This is a genomic window from Chitinophaga eiseniae (assembly GCF_900167135.1).
In the GTDB taxonomy this organism is placed as follows: Bacteria; Bacteroidota; Bacteroidia; order Chitinophagales; family Chitinophagaceae; genus Chitinophaga; species Chitinophaga eiseniae.
This window is the reverse complement of the sequence record NZ_FUWZ01000002.1, coordinates 1,999,911-2,017,813: the sequence shown is the minus strand read 5'-3', so window position 1 is coordinate 2,017,813 and position 17,903 is coordinate 1,999,911. Positions and strand designations below refer to the sequence as shown.

General features: G+C 49.8%; 14 protein-coding genes. 3 read left to right on the top strand and 11 right to left on the bottom strand.

Annotated features, from left to right (window positions below; all coding sequences use genetic code 11):
- Positions 1-192: 192 nt before the first annotated feature.
- The 7 genes from atpA to B5D63_RS17985 form a co-directional block, all read right to left on the bottom strand.
- On the bottom strand, positions 193-1,770 hold the full coding sequence (gene atpA / locus B5D63_RS18015) for a F0F1 ATP synthase subunit alpha (RefSeq protein ID WP_078670149.1): 1,578 nt from the start codon (positions 1,768-1,770) through the stop codon (positions 193-195).
- 82 nt (positions 1,771-1,852) lie between these two features.
- Complete coding sequence (gene atpH / locus B5D63_RS18010) at positions 1,853-2,413, bottom strand: ATP synthase F1 subunit delta (RefSeq protein ID WP_078670148.1); 561 nt, start codon at positions 2,411-2,413, stop codon at positions 1,853-1,855.
- A 60-nt stretch (positions 2,414-2,473) separates the two neighbouring features.
- On the bottom strand, positions 2,474-2,968 hold the full coding sequence (gene atpF, locus B5D63_RS18005) for a F0F1 ATP synthase subunit B (RefSeq protein ID WP_078670147.1): 495 nt from the start codon (positions 2,966-2,968) through the stop codon (positions 2,474-2,476).
- Between the two features lie 152 nt (positions 2,969-3,120).
- Complete coding sequence (gene atpE, locus B5D63_RS18000) at positions 3,121-3,378, bottom strand: ATP synthase F0 subunit C (protein ID WP_078670146.1); 258 nt, start codon at positions 3,376-3,378, stop codon at positions 3,121-3,123.
- Positions 3,379-3,416: 38 nt separating this feature from the next.
- On the bottom strand, positions 3,417-4,577 hold the full coding sequence (gene atpB / locus B5D63_RS17995; RefSeq protein ID WP_078670145.1) for a F0F1 ATP synthase subunit A: 1,161 nt from the start codon (positions 4,575-4,577) through the stop codon (positions 3,417-3,419).
- Between the two features lie 423 nt (positions 4,578-5,000).
- Positions 5,001-6,761: an ABC transporter ATP-binding protein gene (locus B5D63_RS17990; protein WP_078670144.1), complete on the bottom strand. Its 1,761-nt coding sequence runs from the start codon at positions 6,759-6,761 to the stop codon at positions 5,001-5,003.
- 197 nt (positions 6,762-6,958) lie between these two features.
- On the bottom strand, positions 6,959-9,160 hold the full coding sequence (locus B5D63_RS17985; RefSeq protein ID WP_143312958.1) for a hypothetical protein: 2,202 nt from the start codon (positions 9,158-9,160) through the stop codon (positions 6,959-6,961).
- 266 nt (positions 9,161-9,426) lie between these two features.
- Here B5D63_RS17985 and B5D63_RS17980 point away from each other — a divergent pair, with 266 nt between their 5' ends.
- Together B5D63_RS17980 and B5D63_RS17975 are read left to right on the top strand one after the other, a co-directional pair.
- On the top strand, positions 9,427-10,110 hold the full coding sequence (locus B5D63_RS17980; protein ID WP_078670142.1) for a response regulator transcription factor: 684 nt from the start codon (positions 9,427-9,429) through the stop codon (positions 10,108-10,110).
- Between the two features lie 164 nt (positions 10,111-10,274).
- On the top strand, positions 10,275-11,333 hold the full coding sequence (locus tag B5D63_RS17975; protein ID WP_200817015.1) for a sensor histidine kinase: 1,059 nt from the start codon (positions 10,275-10,277) through the stop codon (positions 11,331-11,333).
- 7 nt (positions 11,334-11,340) lie between these two features.
- Here the strand turns inward: B5D63_RS17975 and B5D63_RS17970 are convergent, their stop codons facing one another.
- Positions 11,341-12,669, bottom strand: coding sequence for a porin (locus tag B5D63_RS17970; RefSeq protein ID WP_235021566.1), 1,329 nt, complete (start codon positions 12,667-12,669; stop codon positions 11,341-11,343).
- 172 nt (positions 12,670-12,841) lie between these two features.
- On the opposite strand from B5D63_RS17970, the gene B5D63_RS17965 reads away from it, so the two are divergent.
- Positions 12,842-13,762, top strand: coding sequence for a helix-turn-helix domain-containing protein (locus tag B5D63_RS17965; protein WP_078670140.1), 921 nt, complete (start codon positions 12,842-12,844; stop codon positions 13,760-13,762).
- On the opposite strand, the gene B5D63_RS17960 is transcribed toward B5D63_RS17965, so the two are convergent.
- From B5D63_RS17960 to B5D63_RS17950, 3 genes are read right to left on the bottom strand one after another with little or no spacing between them, the layout of a single operon-like run.
- Positions 13,759-15,243 carry an MBOAT family O-acyltransferase gene (locus B5D63_RS17960; protein ID WP_078670139.1) on the bottom strand — a complete coding sequence of 495 codons (1,485 nt, stop codon included), beginning with the start codon at positions 15,241-15,243 and terminating at the stop codon, positions 13,759-13,761. The genes B5D63_RS17965 and B5D63_RS17960 overlap by 4 nt on opposite strands.
- Positions 15,230-16,474: a GDSL-type esterase/lipase family protein gene (locus B5D63_RS17955; RefSeq protein ID WP_159456068.1), complete on the bottom strand. Its 1,245-nt coding sequence runs from the start codon at positions 16,472-16,474 to the stop codon at positions 15,230-15,232. Before B5D63_RS17955 ends, B5D63_RS17960 begins: the two co-directional genes overlap by 14 nt.
- Before the next feature lie 7 nt (positions 16,475-16,481).
- The gene (locus B5D63_RS17950) at positions 16,482-17,903 is read right to left on the bottom strand and encodes an SGNH/GDSL hydrolase family protein (protein ID WP_078670137.1); all 1,422 of its coding nucleotides are present in this window, start codon (positions 17,901-17,903) and stop codon (positions 16,482-16,484) included.

Genomic DNA, 17,903 nt, shown 5'->3' with positions numbered 1-17,903 from the left:
CAAATATAAAACGGCCGGATCAATTAATAAAAAAAATCTACGTTAAAAAAATTCGTAACAGACTGAATATTAATAATATGTATATTTTTTATATGCTATCTTTTTATATAACTGCGATGGGGGCTTATAAAGAAAGAAGCCTCTGCCGTATTATTGGCAGAGGCTTCTTTATAAAAAGGATTAAAAGCTGTATTAGATGAAACGGGGTTTCAGTTCATTAGCGAGGGTAATCATTTTTTTGATACCATCTTCCGGCAGGTTACCTTTTTTGAACTCGCCCAATACGTCAGGCAGGCGTACCTGCATTTCGTTCAGGAAAGCTTCTTCGAAGGCGCGTACCTGTTTAACCGGAACGTCACGCAGCAGGCCGTTGGTACCCAGGTAGATCATGGCTACCTGTTTTTCCACTGGCAGCGGGCTAAACTGTGCCTGTTTCAGAATTTCCACGTTACGGGCGCCTTTGTCGATAACTGCTTTGGTAGCAGCGTCCAGGTCACCACCGAATTTGGAGAAGGCCTCCATTTCGCGGTATTGCGCCTGATCGAGTTTCAGGGTACCGGATACTTTTTTCATGGATTTGATCTGCGCGTTACCACCCACACGGCTAACGGAGATACCTACGTTGATCGCAGGACGTACACCGGCGTTGAACAGGTTACCTTCCAGGAAGATCTGACCGTCGGTGATGGAGATTACGTTTGTCGGGATATAGGCAGATACGTCAGACGCCTGTGTTTCGATGATCGGCAATGCAGTGAGGGAACCACCACCTTTTACCAGGTGTTTGATAGACTCAGGCAGGTCGTTCATCTGCTTGGCGATGTCATCGTTGTTGATGATTTTCGCTGCACGTTCCAGCAGGCGGCTGTGCAGGTAGAATACGTCACCAGGGTAAGCTTCACGGCCGGGAGGACGTTTCAGCAGCAGGGACACCTCACGGTAAGCAACGGCCTGTTTGGACAGGTCATCGTATACGATCAGGGCAGGACGGCCGCTGTCACGGAAGAACTCACCGATGGCAGCACCGGCGAACGGAGCGTAGAACTGCAGCGGAGCAGGCTCAGATGCAGAAGCGGCAACGATCACAGTGTAAGCCATAGCGCCGGCTTCCTGTAAAGTTTTCATTACACCCGCAACAGTAGATGCTTTCTGACCTACAGCCACGTATATACAAAATACAGGTTTACCTGCTTCGTAGAATTCTTTCTGGTTGATGATGGTGTCAATACAGATGGCAGTTTTACCAGTCTGACGGTCACCAATCACCAGCTCACGCTGGCCACGGCCGATAGGGATCATCGCGTCGATCGCTTTGATACCGGTCTGCAGCGGTTCTTTTACCGGTTCGCGGTACAGTACGCCCGGAGCTTTACGTTCCAGCGGCATTTCGTACAGTTCACCAGAGATAGGGCCTTTACCATCGATAGGTTCGCCCAGTGTATTTACCACACGGCCTACCAGACCTTCGCCTACGTTGATGGAAGCGATTTTGCCGGTACGACGTACTTTATCACCTTCTTTGATATCCTGAGACTCACCCATCAATACCACACCTACGTTATCTTCTTCCAGGTTCAATGCGATGGCTTTTACACCGTTACCGAATTCAACCAGTTCACCATAACGCACATTTCCCAGACCATAGATGCGGGCGATACCGTCACCCACCGACAATACTGTACCCACCTCTTCGAGATCGGCAGAAGCATTGAAGTTGCTTAACTGCTGGCGTAATATCGCCGAAATTTCATCAGGTTTAATATCAACCATAATTATGCTTTTAAAAAAAGTCGTTAAAAAAGTTAGTATAACGACAACAGCTTTGCGTGTACGCAGCGGCTGCTGTTTTCATTTAGCGTATCGCGGATACGTAAATATTCTGACTGAATTGTTTTTTAATATCGTGCAGGTCGCGCGCTACGGAAGCGTCGAACAGCTTGTCGTTGGCTTCCAGTACGAAACCACCTATCAGGTCTGCATTCACGGCAGTTTCCAGCTGTACCTGCTGCGGTATCTCGCTGGCCACTTTCTGACGGATCGTGTCCAGGGTAGCGTTGTCCAGCGCTACCGCCGTAGTGATCTTCACCATGCTGATATTTTTAATGATGTTGTACTGGCGGGTGTATTCCACTGCAATTTCCGGCAGGAAAGCTTCACGCGCCTTATTGACCAACAGGTTGATAAAAGCCAGCGTGGTAGCGCTTACACGGCCTTCCAGGATGGCGGCCATGATTTTCTGCTTTTTATCCGCCTTGATGATCGGGCTTCTCAGCAAACTCACCACATCGCGGTTGGACTTCACCAGTTGCTGCAGGAACAGCATGTCGTTCTGCACCGCTTCCAGCTGGCCCTTTTCCTGGACCAGGTCAATCAATGATTTCGCATACCTTGATGCTAAACGGGGATTCTGCATATATGCTTATAGCTTTTAGCCGTCAGCCTCCGGTGTTGCCGGAGGCTGACAGTTAATCTCTTAATTCAGTTTAATTTCTCCGGCCAGTTGTTTCACATAAGATTCCTGTGCTGATTTGTCAGACAGTTCTCTTCTCAGTACTTTCTCAGCTACCTCGATCACGAGGGTGCCTACCTGGTTTTTCACATCCGTTAACGCAGCCATTTTCTGGTTTTCGATAGCGGTGTAAGCTTCGGAGATGATTTTTTTGGCTTCAGCCTGTGCCTGCGCTTTCGCTTCGCTGATGATCGCGTCTTTCGCGTCTTTCGCCTCTTTCAGAATTTTGCTTCTTTCAGCTTTCGCTTCAGCCAGTACGTGCTCGTGCTCAGCTTTCATTTGCGCCATCTCTTCTTTTACTCTCTCAGCAGAAGCGATGGAGTCTGCGATAGAACCTTCCCTTTCTTTCAAAACAGCGAGGATCGGAGTCCAGGCAAATTTTTTCAGCACCAGGAATACGATGACGAAGATCACAAATGAAATCAGAAACAAACCTAACGCGGGGAGCAACAGATCCATGTTATTTGAATTTTATTATTTTTTATTTTGATATTTAGACATTTACTGATTTCAGCAATTGAGAGATCAATAAATCTCCAAATAATAAAATGCCGAAATGAAAGATTACTGCATCCATTGCCCTGTGCGCCGGATGCAGTAAAAAGTTTGGCTTACAGAACTACCGCCAGCAGACCAGCGATTACACCGAAGAGGGCAACACCCTCAACCAGCGCAGCAGCCAGGATCATGTTTGCACGGATGTCGTTAGCAGCTTCCGGTTGACGAGCGATAGACTCCAGAGCGCTTTTACCAATGTTGCCTACACCGATACCTGCAGCGATAGCAGCGATACCAGCACCAACAGCACCACCAGCTTTAGCTAAACCAGATGCAGCAGCAGCCTGCAATAAAACAGTCAAAAGTGCCATAATGAATATGTATTTGTATTTAAGAAATTACTAAATGATTAGTGGTGGTCGTCATGTCCACCTTCCATCGCCTGACCGATAAACACCGCTGTCAGGTTGGCAAAGATAAACGCCTGGATAAATGCTACCAGCAGCTCCAGCATCATCATCACGATGTTAAACACAATCGTGATCGGCAGGAAGCCGTAACCAGCTGTTTTGTTCAGGGAACCAAATATAAACACCAGGGAAATGATACTCAGAATGATAATGTGACCAGCCAGGATGTTGGCAAACAACCTGATCATCAGGGAAACCGGCTTGGTAAATACACCGATCAGCTCTACCGGAGCCAGGATGAATTTTACGCCAAAAGGCACAGGAGGATTAAAAATGTGACCCCAGAAATGTTTGTTGGTAGCAAACATGGTAGCAATAAAGCTGATCAGCGCCAGCGCTGCAGTTACCGCGATATTACCGGTTACGTTGGCAGAACCCGGTAACAGGCCCAACAGGTTGTTGATCAGAATAAAGAAAAATATGGTCAGGATCAGCGGCGTATATTTCTCCGCTTTTTTACCGGGAATGTTTGGTTTTACTACTTCGTCACGCATGAAGATGATCACCGGCTCTACCAGGCTCTGGAAGCCTTTGGGCGCCTTTTTGGAGCCACGCACACGGTAAGCTTTCGCAACGTTCAGCATCAGCACGATCAGCAGGATAGCCGCAATCAGCATGGAAGTAACGTTCTTCGTCATGGAGAAATCGTAGATCTTCTCACCGGAAGGCATGTCGTTGCCATCCACTGCGATGATCCTGCCTTCAATGAACTGGGCAGGGTCCAGACCTTTCTCATGCAGATAGTGTGCGTTCACGATACGGTAACCCTCATACGCCTCATGGCCATGATGGAAATGAGAAGCGGAAAATACAGAAAGCCCGCGTGCCGGGTTATAAATGATAACCGGCAGCGGTATAGTGTAGTGTGACTCACCGATGCTGAAAAAGTGCCAGTCATAGGCATCCTTAACGTGACCGAGAATTACTTCCTTCGCATCAAATTTTTTAGGTTCTGTAGCTTCTGCTTCATGAACATGCTCCTCTGTTGCATGTTCCGCACCCTCTGCAGGCGCTGCATAGGCAAAATTACCAAAACCGTGAAGGCCTAAAGCCATCACAAGTGCTACCACTCCGTGTTTGAACTTACTGAAAGAAATCACCGTTTTCTGAAATTTTGCGCAAAGATAAACGATTTTGTCTCAAAAATTCAGCGACTATGGAAAAAATGATGGATATAATGTAAATATATTGATAATCAATGTCTTAAATCATCCCCAAACGCCAGCCGCCCTTTAAGAAAAGAACATAAAAAATGGCAGATCTTTCAGCGATCTGCCATATATATTTTTTTATCATCTAATGGTCCCGGCCGGAACTGCGATAAGAACGCAGCAGCACCAGTCTGCGCCTGGTTTACACCTCGTTGGGCGAATTTTTCCTTCTTCAGGCAATCTCTGCCCATCCCCAACCGGCCGGATTTATGCCTTGCCAGGCCGAACTTTTCCCGGCCCCCCGGATTTATACCTTATTGGCATTGAACTTACACGCCTGCGTGCCGGAAGCCTGTCCCCCGCTCCCCGGATCTATACCTTATTCGCATTGAACTGCATACTGTGGAGCTTGTAATAGAACCCCTCCAATTTCAGCAGCTCCTCGTGGGTGCCCATCTCCTTGATCTCCCCCTTGTCCAGCACGATAATTTTATCCGCCTTGCTGATGGTAGACAACCGGTGGGCGATAATCACCGCGGTCCTATCCGCTATCAGTTTATCAATGGCCTGCTGGATCATCATCTCGGATTCGGTATCTACGGAAGAGGTAGCTTCGTCAAGGACCAGAATGGCCGGATCGTACAACAACGCCCGCACAAAGGAAATCAGCTGCCGCTGACCCAAAGACAGCGTACTGCCCCGTTCCATCACCTGGTAGTCATATCCCCCGGGCAACTGCATAATGAAATCATGAATCCCGATCAGCCGCGACGCCTCCTCTACCTGCTCCCGTGTAATAGCTTTGTTATGCAGGGTAATATTATCGTAGATAGAGCCGGAAAACAGGAAAACATCCTGCAACACCACCCCTATCCTGCTACGTAAAGCCTCCAGCGAATAAGCCGGCAGCTCAATGCCGTCGATCTTAATACTGCCCTTCTGAATTTCGTACAGCCGGTTCAGGATACTGATAATGGTTGTCTTACCGGAACCGGTGTGCCCCACAATCGCTACGGTATCCCCGGGGTTAGCGTGGAAAGTAATATCCTTCAGCACATAACGGTCATCCACATACGCAAAATGCACATGGTCAAAAGTAATGGCGCCTTTCATCTTATTGCCTTTCTCATGGCCCCTGTCCGGAATGTAATCCTGGTTGTCCAGTATCTTGAACACGCGCTCGCTGGCCACCATCCCCATCTGAAGGGTATTGAACTTATCCGCCAGCATACGCAGCGGACGGAACAGCATGTTGAGGTACATAATGAACGCGATCATCACCCCTTGCGTCACTTCATAATTCAATACCTTGTTGGAACCCCACCACACCATCAGCCCCAGCGAAATCGCCAGGATGATTTCCACCACCGGGAAAAACACAGAATACGCAAAAATGGCGTCGATATTCGCCTTACGGTGCTCCTTGTTGATATGCTTAAAACGCGCAAACTCCCGTTTTTCGGAAGTAAACGCCTGCACCACCACCATGCCGGTCAGATGCTCCTGTACAAAGGCATTGAGCGCTGATACCGCATTCCGCACCCGGTAGAAGGACTTGTTCACGCTTTCCTTAAACACATAAGTCGCAAAAATCAATATCGGGAAAGGCGACAGGCTCACCAGCGTCAGGCGCCAGTCTTCAATGAACATCACCACCAGTATCGCCAGAATGGTCAGCAGGTCAGACACGATAGAGATAATCCCTTCTGAAAACACATCATTGATCGCTTCAATGTCGTTCACGGTACGGGTGGTCAGCGTCCCGATCGGTGTTTTATCAAAAAACGCCAGGTTCAGGTGTACGATCTTCTTGTATACCGTTACCCGCAGGTCTTTCACGACGGACTGTCCCAGCCAGTTGGTCAGGTACGAAAAGTAAAACCGGACCACGGTTTCCACCGCCAGTAAAGCGATCTGTACAATCGTTACGGTCACCAGCATCTTCATGAGCTGGTTGGCGATGTATTTATCAACAGTAACCTGGATCAGGTAGGGCCTCAGCGGGGAAATAACGGCGAAAATTACGGTCATCGCCACAGACAGGTACAATGCCCGCTTGTAAGGCGCCGCAAATGTGAAGATGCGTCGTAGTAAACTGAAATCAAATACTTTCTTTACGGCCAGATTTTCCAAAGGAACGATGTTTAGACTAAACTATATAACAAACCTAGTACATTTCACGCAAAGACACAAAGCAGCAAAGGGCGCAAAGATTATATAAGCGAGCAGAGAAAGCAAAGGGGCGAAGATCAAACTGATCTTCGCCCCTTTGCTTTCTTATTTAGTCTTAAAACTCTTTGCGCCCTTTGCTGCTTTGCGCCTTTGCGTGATTATTTTTTCTCATCTTTCATAATCTGGCGGTAAGCCTTGATGAAGATGGCGCCGAGGTTTTTATGCGGCGGCACATAGTCGCTGAACAGCTCGCGGTTACGGGCGTCCGGTGCAAATTTCCTGCCCAACTGCGCCCACATCAACACCCAGTCTACGTTTTTACCGGCACGTACCACATCTTCCAGGCTGTGGATGATAGGCTCGTTCACAAAACGGGTACCTACCTGTTTGGAAGAAATGATATGCGCTTCCGGGGATTTCTCCAGTACGGTAGCCAGGTTATGATAACCGCCACAGGAGCCCAGTACCACAATCTTCGCAGAGCTTTGCAGATTGTCCAGCGTGGTGTTGATATGATAACTGTGTCCGCGGTGGATGAAGATCGTGGGGTGAATATCGTTTTCATCAAGGTATTCAGACAACCGTTGGATGGCTTCCTTATCGCCCGGCTCATCTATCGGCAGATTGGCGTAGATAGTGGTGGGCTTTCCTTTCAGCGAAGTGATGGTCACCCAGTATTTGTTCTTCACCGCCTTCCAGTCCGAAGAGGGGAAGTTGCCCATAAAGCTGGCGTAAGAATCCTGTCCGTCTTTATCGCCATAGAAGAACACCTGCTGGTACACGCGGCCGCTATCGCTTTGCAGCGTATTAAAGCCTACGTAGTTGATGGGCGGCAATGACAGTTCAGCAGCGATGTCCGACGCTTTGGAAGAATCGTTTTCGCCTTTGGCAGCTTCTTTTTCAAACAGGCTGGTGAGCAACTGATAGATCACGGTACCTCTTCTGTCACTATGCTTTTTCACGTAAACCAGGTTTTTCTTCACTTCTGCGCGAAGGAAGTTAAGCAGCTTCTCGTCGCGGATACTGCCGAATGAGTTGGCCACGTCCACCGCATCTTCCAGGTCTTCGGTTTTCTCCAGGTTCTGTACATACTTCTGCATCAGGTAGTTGGCGTTTTCCGGCGCCATGGATTTCAGGAAATGGTCCAGTGTGTTGAAACCTGCGGCCATCGCGATGAATTTCTTGAAACGATCGAAGTTGACCATCATCAGAAGGCTGTCGCCGCGGGGCGGTTTCATACGGATCATCATCTGGTCGTACAAACCGGCGTTGTTATGGTTGGTATAGCTGGAAGTATACAGTTCTTCCTGACCGTTGATGATCAGGTAGTAGAGTTCTTCCGGCGTAAAGTCTTTCACAATGCGGAAGCGTACAGCAGCCGATTCTTCGTGCAGGTCGTTCACCTCGCGTATATACAGCAGTGACTTGGCCAGCATGTTTTCCATCATGGCCTTCATACCAAAGGGATTGCGGCCTTCGCTTTTCATTTTCTGCAGCGCCACCATGGATTTCACCATCTGTTTGTAGTACTGGTAGTCGTTGTCCACCACTTTCTCCAGTTTCTCCACGGTGATAGACCCGTCCATCAGCTGATCGATGAAAGGCAGGATCTTGGTGCTCTGCGGGGATTGCCCGATACGGACGATCAGCTGCACCACCGGGTCCTGGTTCTTTCTGATCAGGTTGGCCATGGGTGTGTAGGAAGTAGCATAGGTCAGCACCTGGTTAGGGTATTTACGGGCTACCGCCGCCACGATGGAGTCTGTACCCGGATAATCCAGGTAGCCCTGCAACTTGGGCATCACGGTTTCCAGGTTGTTGAAAGCATATTTGGAGAACACCTCTCCCCTTGCTTCCTTGTAACCCGGGTTATCATGGAAGATTTCAATAATACGCTCGGAAGCGTCGAAAGAAAGGTTTTTGATATAAGGCTCGATGCTTTTCCCTTTGATATCTGCCCGCATCATATTGCGGTAGGCAGTGATCATCGAAGGCGCTTCTTCCGGCTCTATTTTACTGCGGGACCTTTTCTGGTTATAATCTTTTACGACCGTATAAAGCCCTGTCAGGTATTTTACTTTGAGACGGTGGTCCAGCGCGGAGTCCCGTTCTATTTCAACCTGCATGTCGTCCACTTCTTTCAACAGGGCGTTGGTGACCTGGAGATTGATGGTCTGATCTTCAGACACTTTCACCAAATCATCCGCCTTACCGTCAAATTTTGCGGCTGCAGCCTGTTCTTTGTCAATGTTGTCATGGAATCCCTGCCTGCTGATAGGTATCTGTAAGTGACCGTTTTGCGCGTGCACAAGGCTGCTTTGAGAAGCCGCCAGCAATAACAGAAGTAGAATTTTTCTCATTGTAGATGTACTTTTCACTTCGACCAGATAGCAAATTTACAACCAAATTATGAGAGCTGCGCGTATTTGATGCTTATTACATCATAATCATAAAAATACAGATGTCGAAATAAGAACATATCAACCCTCAAAAGAATTCTGTGTAACTTGCTGTTTGTCAATGTGAAAAAGAGTGGTATTGAATTAACAATTTCATAATGTTAATTTTCCATTAATCACGGAACCGGCTTTATAATTTTGTGCCGTCTTTTTAAAAGCAAATTTTTATGGTAGACCAAGCGGTTGCAGGAAAAATACTGGTAGTAGATGACGAGTTGGACATACTGGAAATTATCAGTTACAATCTCAAGACGGCCGGTTACGAAACGGTAACAGCCAAGGACGGCAGCGAGGCTATTCAGAAAGCGAAGATATTCCGGCCGGACCTCATTATGCTGGACATCATGATGCCCAACAAAAACGGCATCGACACCTGTCGTGAACTTAGGAAAATCCCTGACTTCAAAGATACCATGGTGCTGTTCCTCACAGCTCTGAACGATGAAAAATCTGAAATTGACGGCTTGAACATGGGAGCCGACGATTACATCGCCAAGCCTATCAAACCCAAATTACTGGTGAGCCGTATCAATGCATTGTTCCGTCGCCTGCACAAAGCAGAAGAAACAACGGTGCAGCTGGGAGATCTCATCATCGACCGGGAGAAATTCACTGTTACCTACAAAGGCCAGGACATCATTCTCGCCAAAAAGGAATTTGAACTGCTGCAGTTGCTTGCCTCCAAACCGGGCCGTGTATTCCTGCGCAACGAGATACTGAACCAGGTATGGGGCACCGAAGTAATCGTGGGCGACCGTACCATTGACGTGCATATCCGTAAGATCCGGCAGAAAATCGGTATCGACCTGATCACTACAGTGAAAGGTGTAGGATATAAATTTGAAATGTAAGACGGAGACCTTCTTTCCTTATTATTACTGACGGAAACCACCTTTCCTGCACCAGAACTATTGTTAACCGTTGATGCTTTCCGCTGGCGGCGAATGGCTTTTTTATGGCAAGAACGAAATTTAAAGTAATTTCCCATTATTATACCAATTACTCACTTTGGAGTATGTTTAAAGCTAAAAACCTGTCCCCGCAAAAATTAGCGGGATTCACCGCCCTTATTCTGTCCGCTATCATAGCGCTGGGCATGCTGTTGGTGGATGGTAACTGGCAGATAATGCTGGGAGCCTTCGTTCTCACCTTCCTGGTGTCTTACTATCTCTATTTGTATACCCTGCAGAACTTTATCTACCGGAAAATAAAACTCATTTACAAGTTTATCTACCAGACAAAAGCTTCTAAAAGAGAAGAATTTTTCCAGAAAAATATCCTGCCATTGAAAACCATCGAGGAGGTAAGCGAAGATGTGGAAAAGTGGGCCAGCCAGAAAAAAGAAGAACTGGAGAACCTGCGCCGCAACGAAGCTTTCCGTAAAGAATTCCTGCTCAACCTCTCCCATGAACTGAAGACGCCGATCTTCGCGGTACAGGGCTACATCCACACCTTGCTGGACGGCGCACTGGAAGATCCTGCGGTCAACAAAATGTTCCTGAAAAACGCTACTAAGAATATTGACCGTCTTTGCCGTCTGATAGATGACCTCGACGAAATCTCCAAACTGGAAAGCGGGGAAATGACCATCAACGCGGAGATCTTCGTCATCCAGGACCTCGTGAAAGATGTGTTCGACACCCTCTCCCTGAAAGCCAATACCAAAGGCATCAAATTCAATATCAAAAAGGGTTGTGAAGCCCCTATCCCCGTGGTGGCCGACAAAGAAAAAATCCGCCAGGTGCTGATCAACCTGGTAGACAACTCCATCAAGTACGGCAAACCCGACGGCCATACGGTGGCCAGCATCTACAACATGGATGGCAAACGGGTACTGGTGGAAATATCGGATGATGGTATCGGAATGTCGGAAGAGCACCTCCCGCGCGTATTTGAACGTTTCTACCGCACCGACCGCGCCCGCAGCCGCGATATCGGTGGCACCGGCCTCGGCCTCGCCATCGTGAAACACATCGTAGAGGCGCACGACCAGTCCATCACCGTTCGCAGCAAACCGGAAATCGGCAGCACGTTCGGCTTTACGATGGAAGCCGGCAGAGAATCCATGTTATAAGAAGGAATTAAAACCGGTATTGCATCCGGCAGGTAAGCACATTGTCCCTGATATCGGTGGTATAGCCGGACAGGCTGGTGCTTTCATTGTCCACCCAGTCATAATACACCATAAACTTCAGGTGTTCGTTGGCGTAATACAGGTATCCCAATCCCACTGTATTGTAGCGGACATCCGCCGCATTCAGGTTGGAGCCGGGAGCGCCAATCTCTTTCCCGCTTACCTCATTATTGGGGTCATACCAGTCATATTTTACAACCGCCTGGTGTTTTTCACTGCCCAAATGCTGAATAAAATACAGATAGGCGCCATCAAAACGCCGGATATACAGCGGTAGCTTATTACCCTGCGCATCTACGGGGATCACGCCCGGTGTTTCAGTGGTAGCGGCAGTAGCGGTTTGCGATCCGCGGATATATTCCGCCCGGAACTGGGTGTAGCCCCGCTTGGGCCCGTTGGGAATTCTCAGCTGCACATCGGCGCCATAATAGTGCCGGGGCGCTATCTTGCCTACATTCAGCGCGTTGGAGTCCAGCACCATTCCTTTCTGCCCGTTGACAGTGCTCATCCGGTAAATGGAGGGGGTAAACTGCTGCATACCGCCGTACAAAACGGAAACACCTCCTGACAATATCCAGTTATTGCCTTTGAAACGGTAAGGTTTCCAGGCGACACGGGCAATCAGGTCTTTATGGCTGTCGAAATCGCTGGTGGCGGTAAGGCCCTGTCCATTGAATGCGCCCACATCTATTTTCAGGTAACGCAGAGGATGTCCTTTGCGGCGGGGCTCAAAAGAAACCATGGCGCCCAGATCGCGCTCCGTGCGCATCAGTATCTGCGACATCCGTCCGCGCTCCGGTGTTTCACGGTCGGCCGACGACAGGTTCACCTCGTAGCCAAAAGGCCGCGCAAACATGCCGCCCACCAGGGAAAACAGGTTAAATTTCGTATCAAATACCCTTCCGTAGAAGTCACGTATCGCTACGCCTCTTTCCGTCCCGTCAAACTGAAAGGCGAACTGCACCACCGGCATATCCTGATGATTATAGCGTTCATAATCCACGCGGATGCGGCCGCGGCGCAGGGAGAAGCGGTTGTTGACAGCAGCCGGGAAGTCGCCGGCGGCGTAACTGTCAATTCCCTTATCTTGCGCCAGCTGGAACTGTGGCTGGATATATCCGCTGAAACGCAGGGCGTCGTACTTGTGATACATGGAAATCATACCCTTTCCCAGCTCTGTGGTGGTATCAATCATATCCATAAGAAACTGTGCCTTTACACTCGTAAAGGACGCCAGCAGTATTGCCATCAGCAGGAAAGATCTGAACAGTCGCATCTGCGCAAAAAATTTGCGCAAAAGTAGGATTTTCAGGGAGATAATCACAGTGAATCCTCTTTAACGCACCTTCTCCGACCGGCATCAGTCCGGTTAATCCCTCGTTAATCCGAGGCCCTTCCCGTCTTAAAACGCTGTCAAAGGGCTAAATTGAAGGAGGATTATGTAACTTATGAAAACGACCACCAGGGAGCACTGGGAATGGAAGGTTCAGTTGGCCATTGCCTATGCCCACAACAATTCCCTCATCGAAGTTAAACTGAAGACGGTAGCAGACATGCTGGCCGTGTCCAAAGACATTTTTTCGCATAAATTTTCCTCGTTGATGGGAGAGCCATATGCCAGGTATGTGAAACGTACGCGGCTGGAGGCCGGCGTTGGGTATCTCCGCCACAGCAATTTTTCCATTTCCGACATTGGTGAATTGTGCCGTTATACCGGCGAATCGTTCGCCAAAGCTATCAGGGGGTGGTTTAACACCAGCCCCTCCGGCCTTCGTAACCGGGAATACATGCCGGCCGAGCTATACACCCTGGAGCAAACCCGGATCGCCACGGCTTCGCAGCAGGATTTCCCGGAGTACTTCAATATGGACAATACCGTCGAGACCCGGTTGCCGGATTGTACACTGTATTACAACATACTTCCCAGCGGCAACGATCCGGTGAAAGGCATGGTAGCCTCCATGGCCCGCTATTCACGACAGCTCCGTGAACTCACCACCGAACTGGCGATGGACGATCCCCGCATCATCGCCGGTACGCTCGACGTGGTGCCCGTTACCACCTACGACCGTATGATGATGTACGTTGGTCTGCTGCTGCCCAACACGCCCGCCAATGATATGGCGCATTACCAGATCATCCGCCGGTACCAGGAAGCCTACCGGCTGGCAGACAGACAAATCGGGGACGGACATTACAAAATGCTGAAAGTCCCGCTCAGCTTCGCCGATGCGGGACTTCCCATGTATAAGTTCATTAACGCTAACTGCCGCATGGGCAATTTTTACATGCGTACCAATCACTTCTTTATCTCTCTGCCGGAACCAAGCGTATCTGAAATTTATATTCCCTGGCAGAAGCGCGTTTAAAACTGGAAATAAATCGGGATCATCGGCTGGGTGCTCTTCACCTGCACGAGCAGCCAGATAAAGATCACCATAATGGCGATGCTTCCGGCTAATGGCATACGGCCCAGTACACCCGCCATTTTCAATTCCGCCTTTGCCGGCAGGAAGTGCAGCACAAAACCCAATACCATCACCCAGAACACGGCGGCATAACCGTCATACAGCTCTATGAAGATGCCTGGCTGGAAGTCATACACAATCTGGTGGATGAGTGACCATGCATCGTGGAAAGTGGCGGCTTTAAAGAATATCCAGCAGAAACATACAAAGTGGAAAGTCAGCAGGACACCGCCCACTTTCATCAGCCCGGCAGTGAAGCCGCTGCGCTCCGTTTTCCGTTTTTTCTGGCTGTCAATCCGCACCTTGTCTATCGCGAGGGCCGCGCCATGCAGGCCGCCCCAGAAAATAAAGTTCCAACTGGCGCCATGCCAGAAGCCGCCGATCAGCATCGTGAGCGCCAGGTTGATATACTGGCGGACCTTGCCCTTACGGTTACCGCCCAACGGGATATACAGGTAGTCGCGCAGCCAGCTGGACAGGGAAATGTGCCAGCGGCGCCAGAATTCTGTAATAGAAGAGCTCTGGTAAGGAGAATCGAAGTTCGCCGGGATCTTGAAACCGGTCCACCGGGCGATACCGATGGCCATATCCGAATAACCGGAGAAATCGCAATAGATCACTAACGCATAGCCATACACGCCCAACAGGCATTCCAGGCCGGTGTGTTTGCTGGGATCATCAAAAATATATTGTACAAAGTTCTGATAGATAAAGTCGGAAATCACGATCTTCTTGAACAGGCCGCCAACGATCAGGGCCATGCCTTTGCCGATGTCTTCCCCGTTCAACCGGTAGGGCTGATGGATCTGCGGAATGAAATCCGCCGCCCGCACGATGGGGCCCATCATCAGTTTCGGGAAGAAAGACAGGAAGAACAGGTAATCCATGAAGCGGTTCACCGGCTTGATTTCACCCCGGTATACGTCAATCGTGTAACTGAGGTTTTCAAAGGTATAGAACGAAATACCGATCGGCAGCAGCAGGTGCAACGGGGTGATGTGTCCGTTGGCCACATCGTTGATGATGCCGATAAAGAAATCCGTGTATTTGAAATAGAAGAGCAGCCCGATGTTCAGGATGATACTAAAAATCAATAGTGATTTTTTGACCTGGTGACTGGTGGTGTTATATATCCAGCGCGACAGGTTAAAGTCGACGATGGCTGAGAGCACCACAAGGCCTACATAAAAACCGCAGGCTTTGTAAAAAAAGTAAAGGGAGAAGATGGTGTACACCCATACCCTGCCTTGCTGACTGCGGCTTACGGCGAGGTAGCACAACAGGAAGACAGCAAAAAAATAGAAGAAGAAAGCACTGTTAAACAGTACCGGGTCTGATGGATTGTACAGCAGCTGGGCCAGCAGCTTATTAACGTCGATCATCCGAGTTGACTTGGTTTTTCTTTTTTACCTGTAAATATTGATTATAGGACTGCTGCAATGCTTCATACAGCAGCTGTCCCTGTAACTGGTATCCTTTCGTATTAAAGTGAATGTGGTCCGGGGCCCAACCGCCTGCAAAGCGGCGGTTTTCCGCTTTGTTTACTGCGTTGAAATTCCAGCAGGCGATACCATGTTGCCGGGCATATCCTGTAATCTGTTGCGTTGCCATGGCAATGTAAGGATTGGGATAATACGAAGTGGTATAGTAGGTCCGGTATTTTTTCTTGTTTATTTTTTTCCGGACGGCCTTTTTCACGGCCCGCATACAGTTGGGGGGCGTGGTTAGCAGGATGCTGGCCTGGGGCGCCTGTTCCTTTATCAGCTGCACGGTCTTATCAATTTCCTCGCGGAAGGCCAGCGGGTCGAAGCGGCCGTAGGCTTCGTTGGTACCCAGGGAGATGATGACCAGGCGGGGTTTAAACACCGCCATTTGCGCCAGCAGGATGCTGTTGAGGTCATTGTACTGCTGATACATGGCGCCGTTGATACCGATGCTGTGATACAGTACGCCATTACGGCCGTTTTGCAGCACGGCGCCATAGAAGCGGAAGGGCAGGTTACCGGTATTTTCCCAGCGCACCTGGAACGTTTGGGAGGTCTGCAGGAAATCGAGGGTCGCCATTTTGATGGTGGGCGTTCCGGGAAACGGCATATCTGTTATGGTGATGTCGGCAGCATCGGGGCTGAAGACGGTGTTGTTGTCGGTGGCGGCGTCGTAGAACAGTTGCACTTTCCGGAAGTTGTTGTCCATGGTGCCGTCCTGTTTACCTGCAAAAGAGAGGGCCGGGGCCTGTGCCTGTGTCTGGATGGCGATAGCGCCGGGGCCGAGCACAGGTGGTTTGTAGCGGTCGATAACTCTTTCCATGGTCCAGCGGGCGGTGCTGTTCCAGCGGTAATCTTCGGGGCCGTTGGTGCCGGCCACGTTGTACGGGAAAACGTATCCCCTTCCGGCATAGCCAAACTGTTGCTGCAGCATGGAGGCGGTGGCGAACGGGAAAAAGCCTGCCTGTACATGGGAGTCTCCGAGATGAAGTATGGAAACCACATTACTGTCTGCGTGATACAGGGATTCAAATGCGCTGTACAGGGCGGTGTCCTGCTGGATCACGTTAGCCTGCGGTTGCGCATAGGTGGTAAATGTGGCGAGCAACAGTACCAGTACTGCTGCCATACTTTTTCTACGGTTGTTGTTCTCCCTGCCTGTAATCATTCATGATAGCTTTATACAGCAGCGCCCCCACTTTGGCCGCTCCCTGTCGGTTAAGATGTGTATAGTCTTTATTCGCCAGTACGGTATCTCCTTCCACCCATTTCACCATAGAGCCGGAGCCGCCCATGTTGGCGTATAGGTTCCAGTATGCCGTGCCGTAGGTGGTAGCCAGGTCATGCTGTACTTTCAGCAGTGCTTCCACGCCCGGAGCGGTGATATAGCGGTCTCCTTTTCTGTAGGACTTGTCGGCCGTACCTACGATGAGGAAGGACGTTCCCGGCAGGTCCCTGCGGAGAGAGTCCACCACTTTTTTCATGGGTCTTTCGTACCAGCTGTAGTCAGTCAGTTCGGGGCGGAACAGCACGTTGGCGCCGTAGTGAAGCACTACGAGGTCGTACGGGCGTTCTTCCTGCATGCGGCGGATCATGCCGGCTGACAGGTGTCCGAGCTCCACGCCACTGATACCGCGGAACGAAAAGTTGTCCACATACACGCCGTTATCTGTTTCGAAGCAAACACCATAGAACGGTGCGGCAGGTCCGCCGCCGTATTTGATGGTGATGGTGCCGGCGCCGGTATCCTGGCGAAAGTCCAGCTTGTTCACCGGTGCGTTGCCGGAGAGGGTGTAAGGCTTTTCGTTGATGTTAACGGTAGTGGCTTCAGCGGGACCGTACAGCAGGGATACCTCGTCGAATTTGTTGAGACGCGGTTTTTTGACCGGCGTATATTTTATCCAGCTGCCGCCGCCCGGGTAAAAGGTATGACCGGACAGGCCGAGTACAACATTGGAGGGGGGTGAGTTTTTATAATGGTAATCTTTCCAGTCACGCGAGAAGGTGTGCGTGATGGTAGTGCGGAAGCTGGCCACCACGGAGGTGATGGGCACAAATCCTACGCCGGCGCCGCCGAAGAAGGTTTGCAGGCTATCGCGCAGATCGGAGGTGATGAGGTCTCCTTCGATCATGGAGTCGCCGAAGTAGGCGATGCGTACTTTTTTACGTTTGCCTGCTTTCAGTTCCTTGAGGGCTTCCATAAAGCGGTCCATGCCCGCGTTGCTGTCGCTGGAGGTAGCGGTGGTGTAGTTCAGGATGCCTTTGTACGACATGAAGTCATACACTGCGTCGGGATTGACGGCGGTGCCTTCCGGTGTTTTACCGGCCGCCGCTGCGGTGGAGTCGGCATGAGAACGCTTACCGCCGCCTTTCGCAGCAGTAAGCGTTGTACTATCTTTTTCCGGTCCGGATGTTCGTAATTCCGACAACATGTCCAGGCGGCGGAATTGAAAATCTTTGAATGAAAAACTAAAGTTGAGCTGGGAGCATATCACCAGGCACAGCAATGAACCTACGATAATGTAAAAAGGGTAGGCAGACTTGTTTTCGCCAGACAT

Excerpts from the sequence above, each read along its gene's own strand:
- B5D63_RS17975 (WP_200817015.1), top strand. The coding sequence starts at position 10,275 with ATGTTTAAAGCTAAAAACCTGTCCCCGCAAAAATTAGCGGGATTCACC.
- B5D63_RS17950 (WP_078670137.1), bottom strand. The coding sequence starts at position 17,903 with ATGTCTGGCGAAAACAAGTCTGCCTACCCTTTTTACATTATCGTAGGT.
- B5D63_RS17955 (WP_159456068.1), bottom strand. The coding sequence starts at position 16,474 with ATGGCAGCAGTACTGGTACTGTTGCTCGCCACATTTACCACCTATGCG.
- atpF (WP_078670147.1), bottom strand. The coding sequence starts at position 2,968 with ATGGATCTGTTGCTCCCCGCGTTAGGTTTGTTTCTGATTTCATTTGTG.
- atpH (WP_078670148.1), bottom strand. The coding sequence starts at position 2,413 with ATGCAGAATCCCCGTTTAGCATCAAGGTATGCGAAATCATTGATTGAC.
- B5D63_RS17965 (WP_078670140.1), top strand. The coding sequence starts at position 12,842 with ATGAAAACGACCACCAGGGAGCACTGGGAATGGAAGGTTCAGTTGGCC.
- atpA (WP_078670149.1), bottom strand. The coding sequence starts at position 1,770 with ATGGTTGATATTAAACCTGATGAAATTTCGGCGATATTACGCCAGCAG.
- B5D63_RS17985 (WP_143312958.1), bottom strand. The coding sequence starts at position 9,160 with ATGAGAAAAATTCTACTTCTGTTATTGCTGGCGGCTTCTCAAAGCAGC.
- B5D63_RS17980 (WP_078670142.1), top strand. The coding sequence starts at position 9,427 with ATGGTAGACCAAGCGGTTGCAGGAAAAATACTGGTAGTAGATGACGAG.
- B5D63_RS17960 (WP_078670139.1), bottom strand. The coding sequence starts at position 15,243 with ATGATCGACGTTAATAAGCTGCTGGCCCAGCTGCTGTACAATCCATCA.
- atpE (WP_078670146.1), bottom strand. The coding sequence starts at position 3,378 with ATGGCACTTTTGACTGTTTTATTGCAGGCTGCTGCTGCATCTGGTTTA.
- B5D63_RS17970 (WP_235021566.1), bottom strand. The coding sequence starts at position 12,669 with ATGCGACTGTTCAGATCTTTCCTGCTGATGGCAATACTGCTGGCGTCC.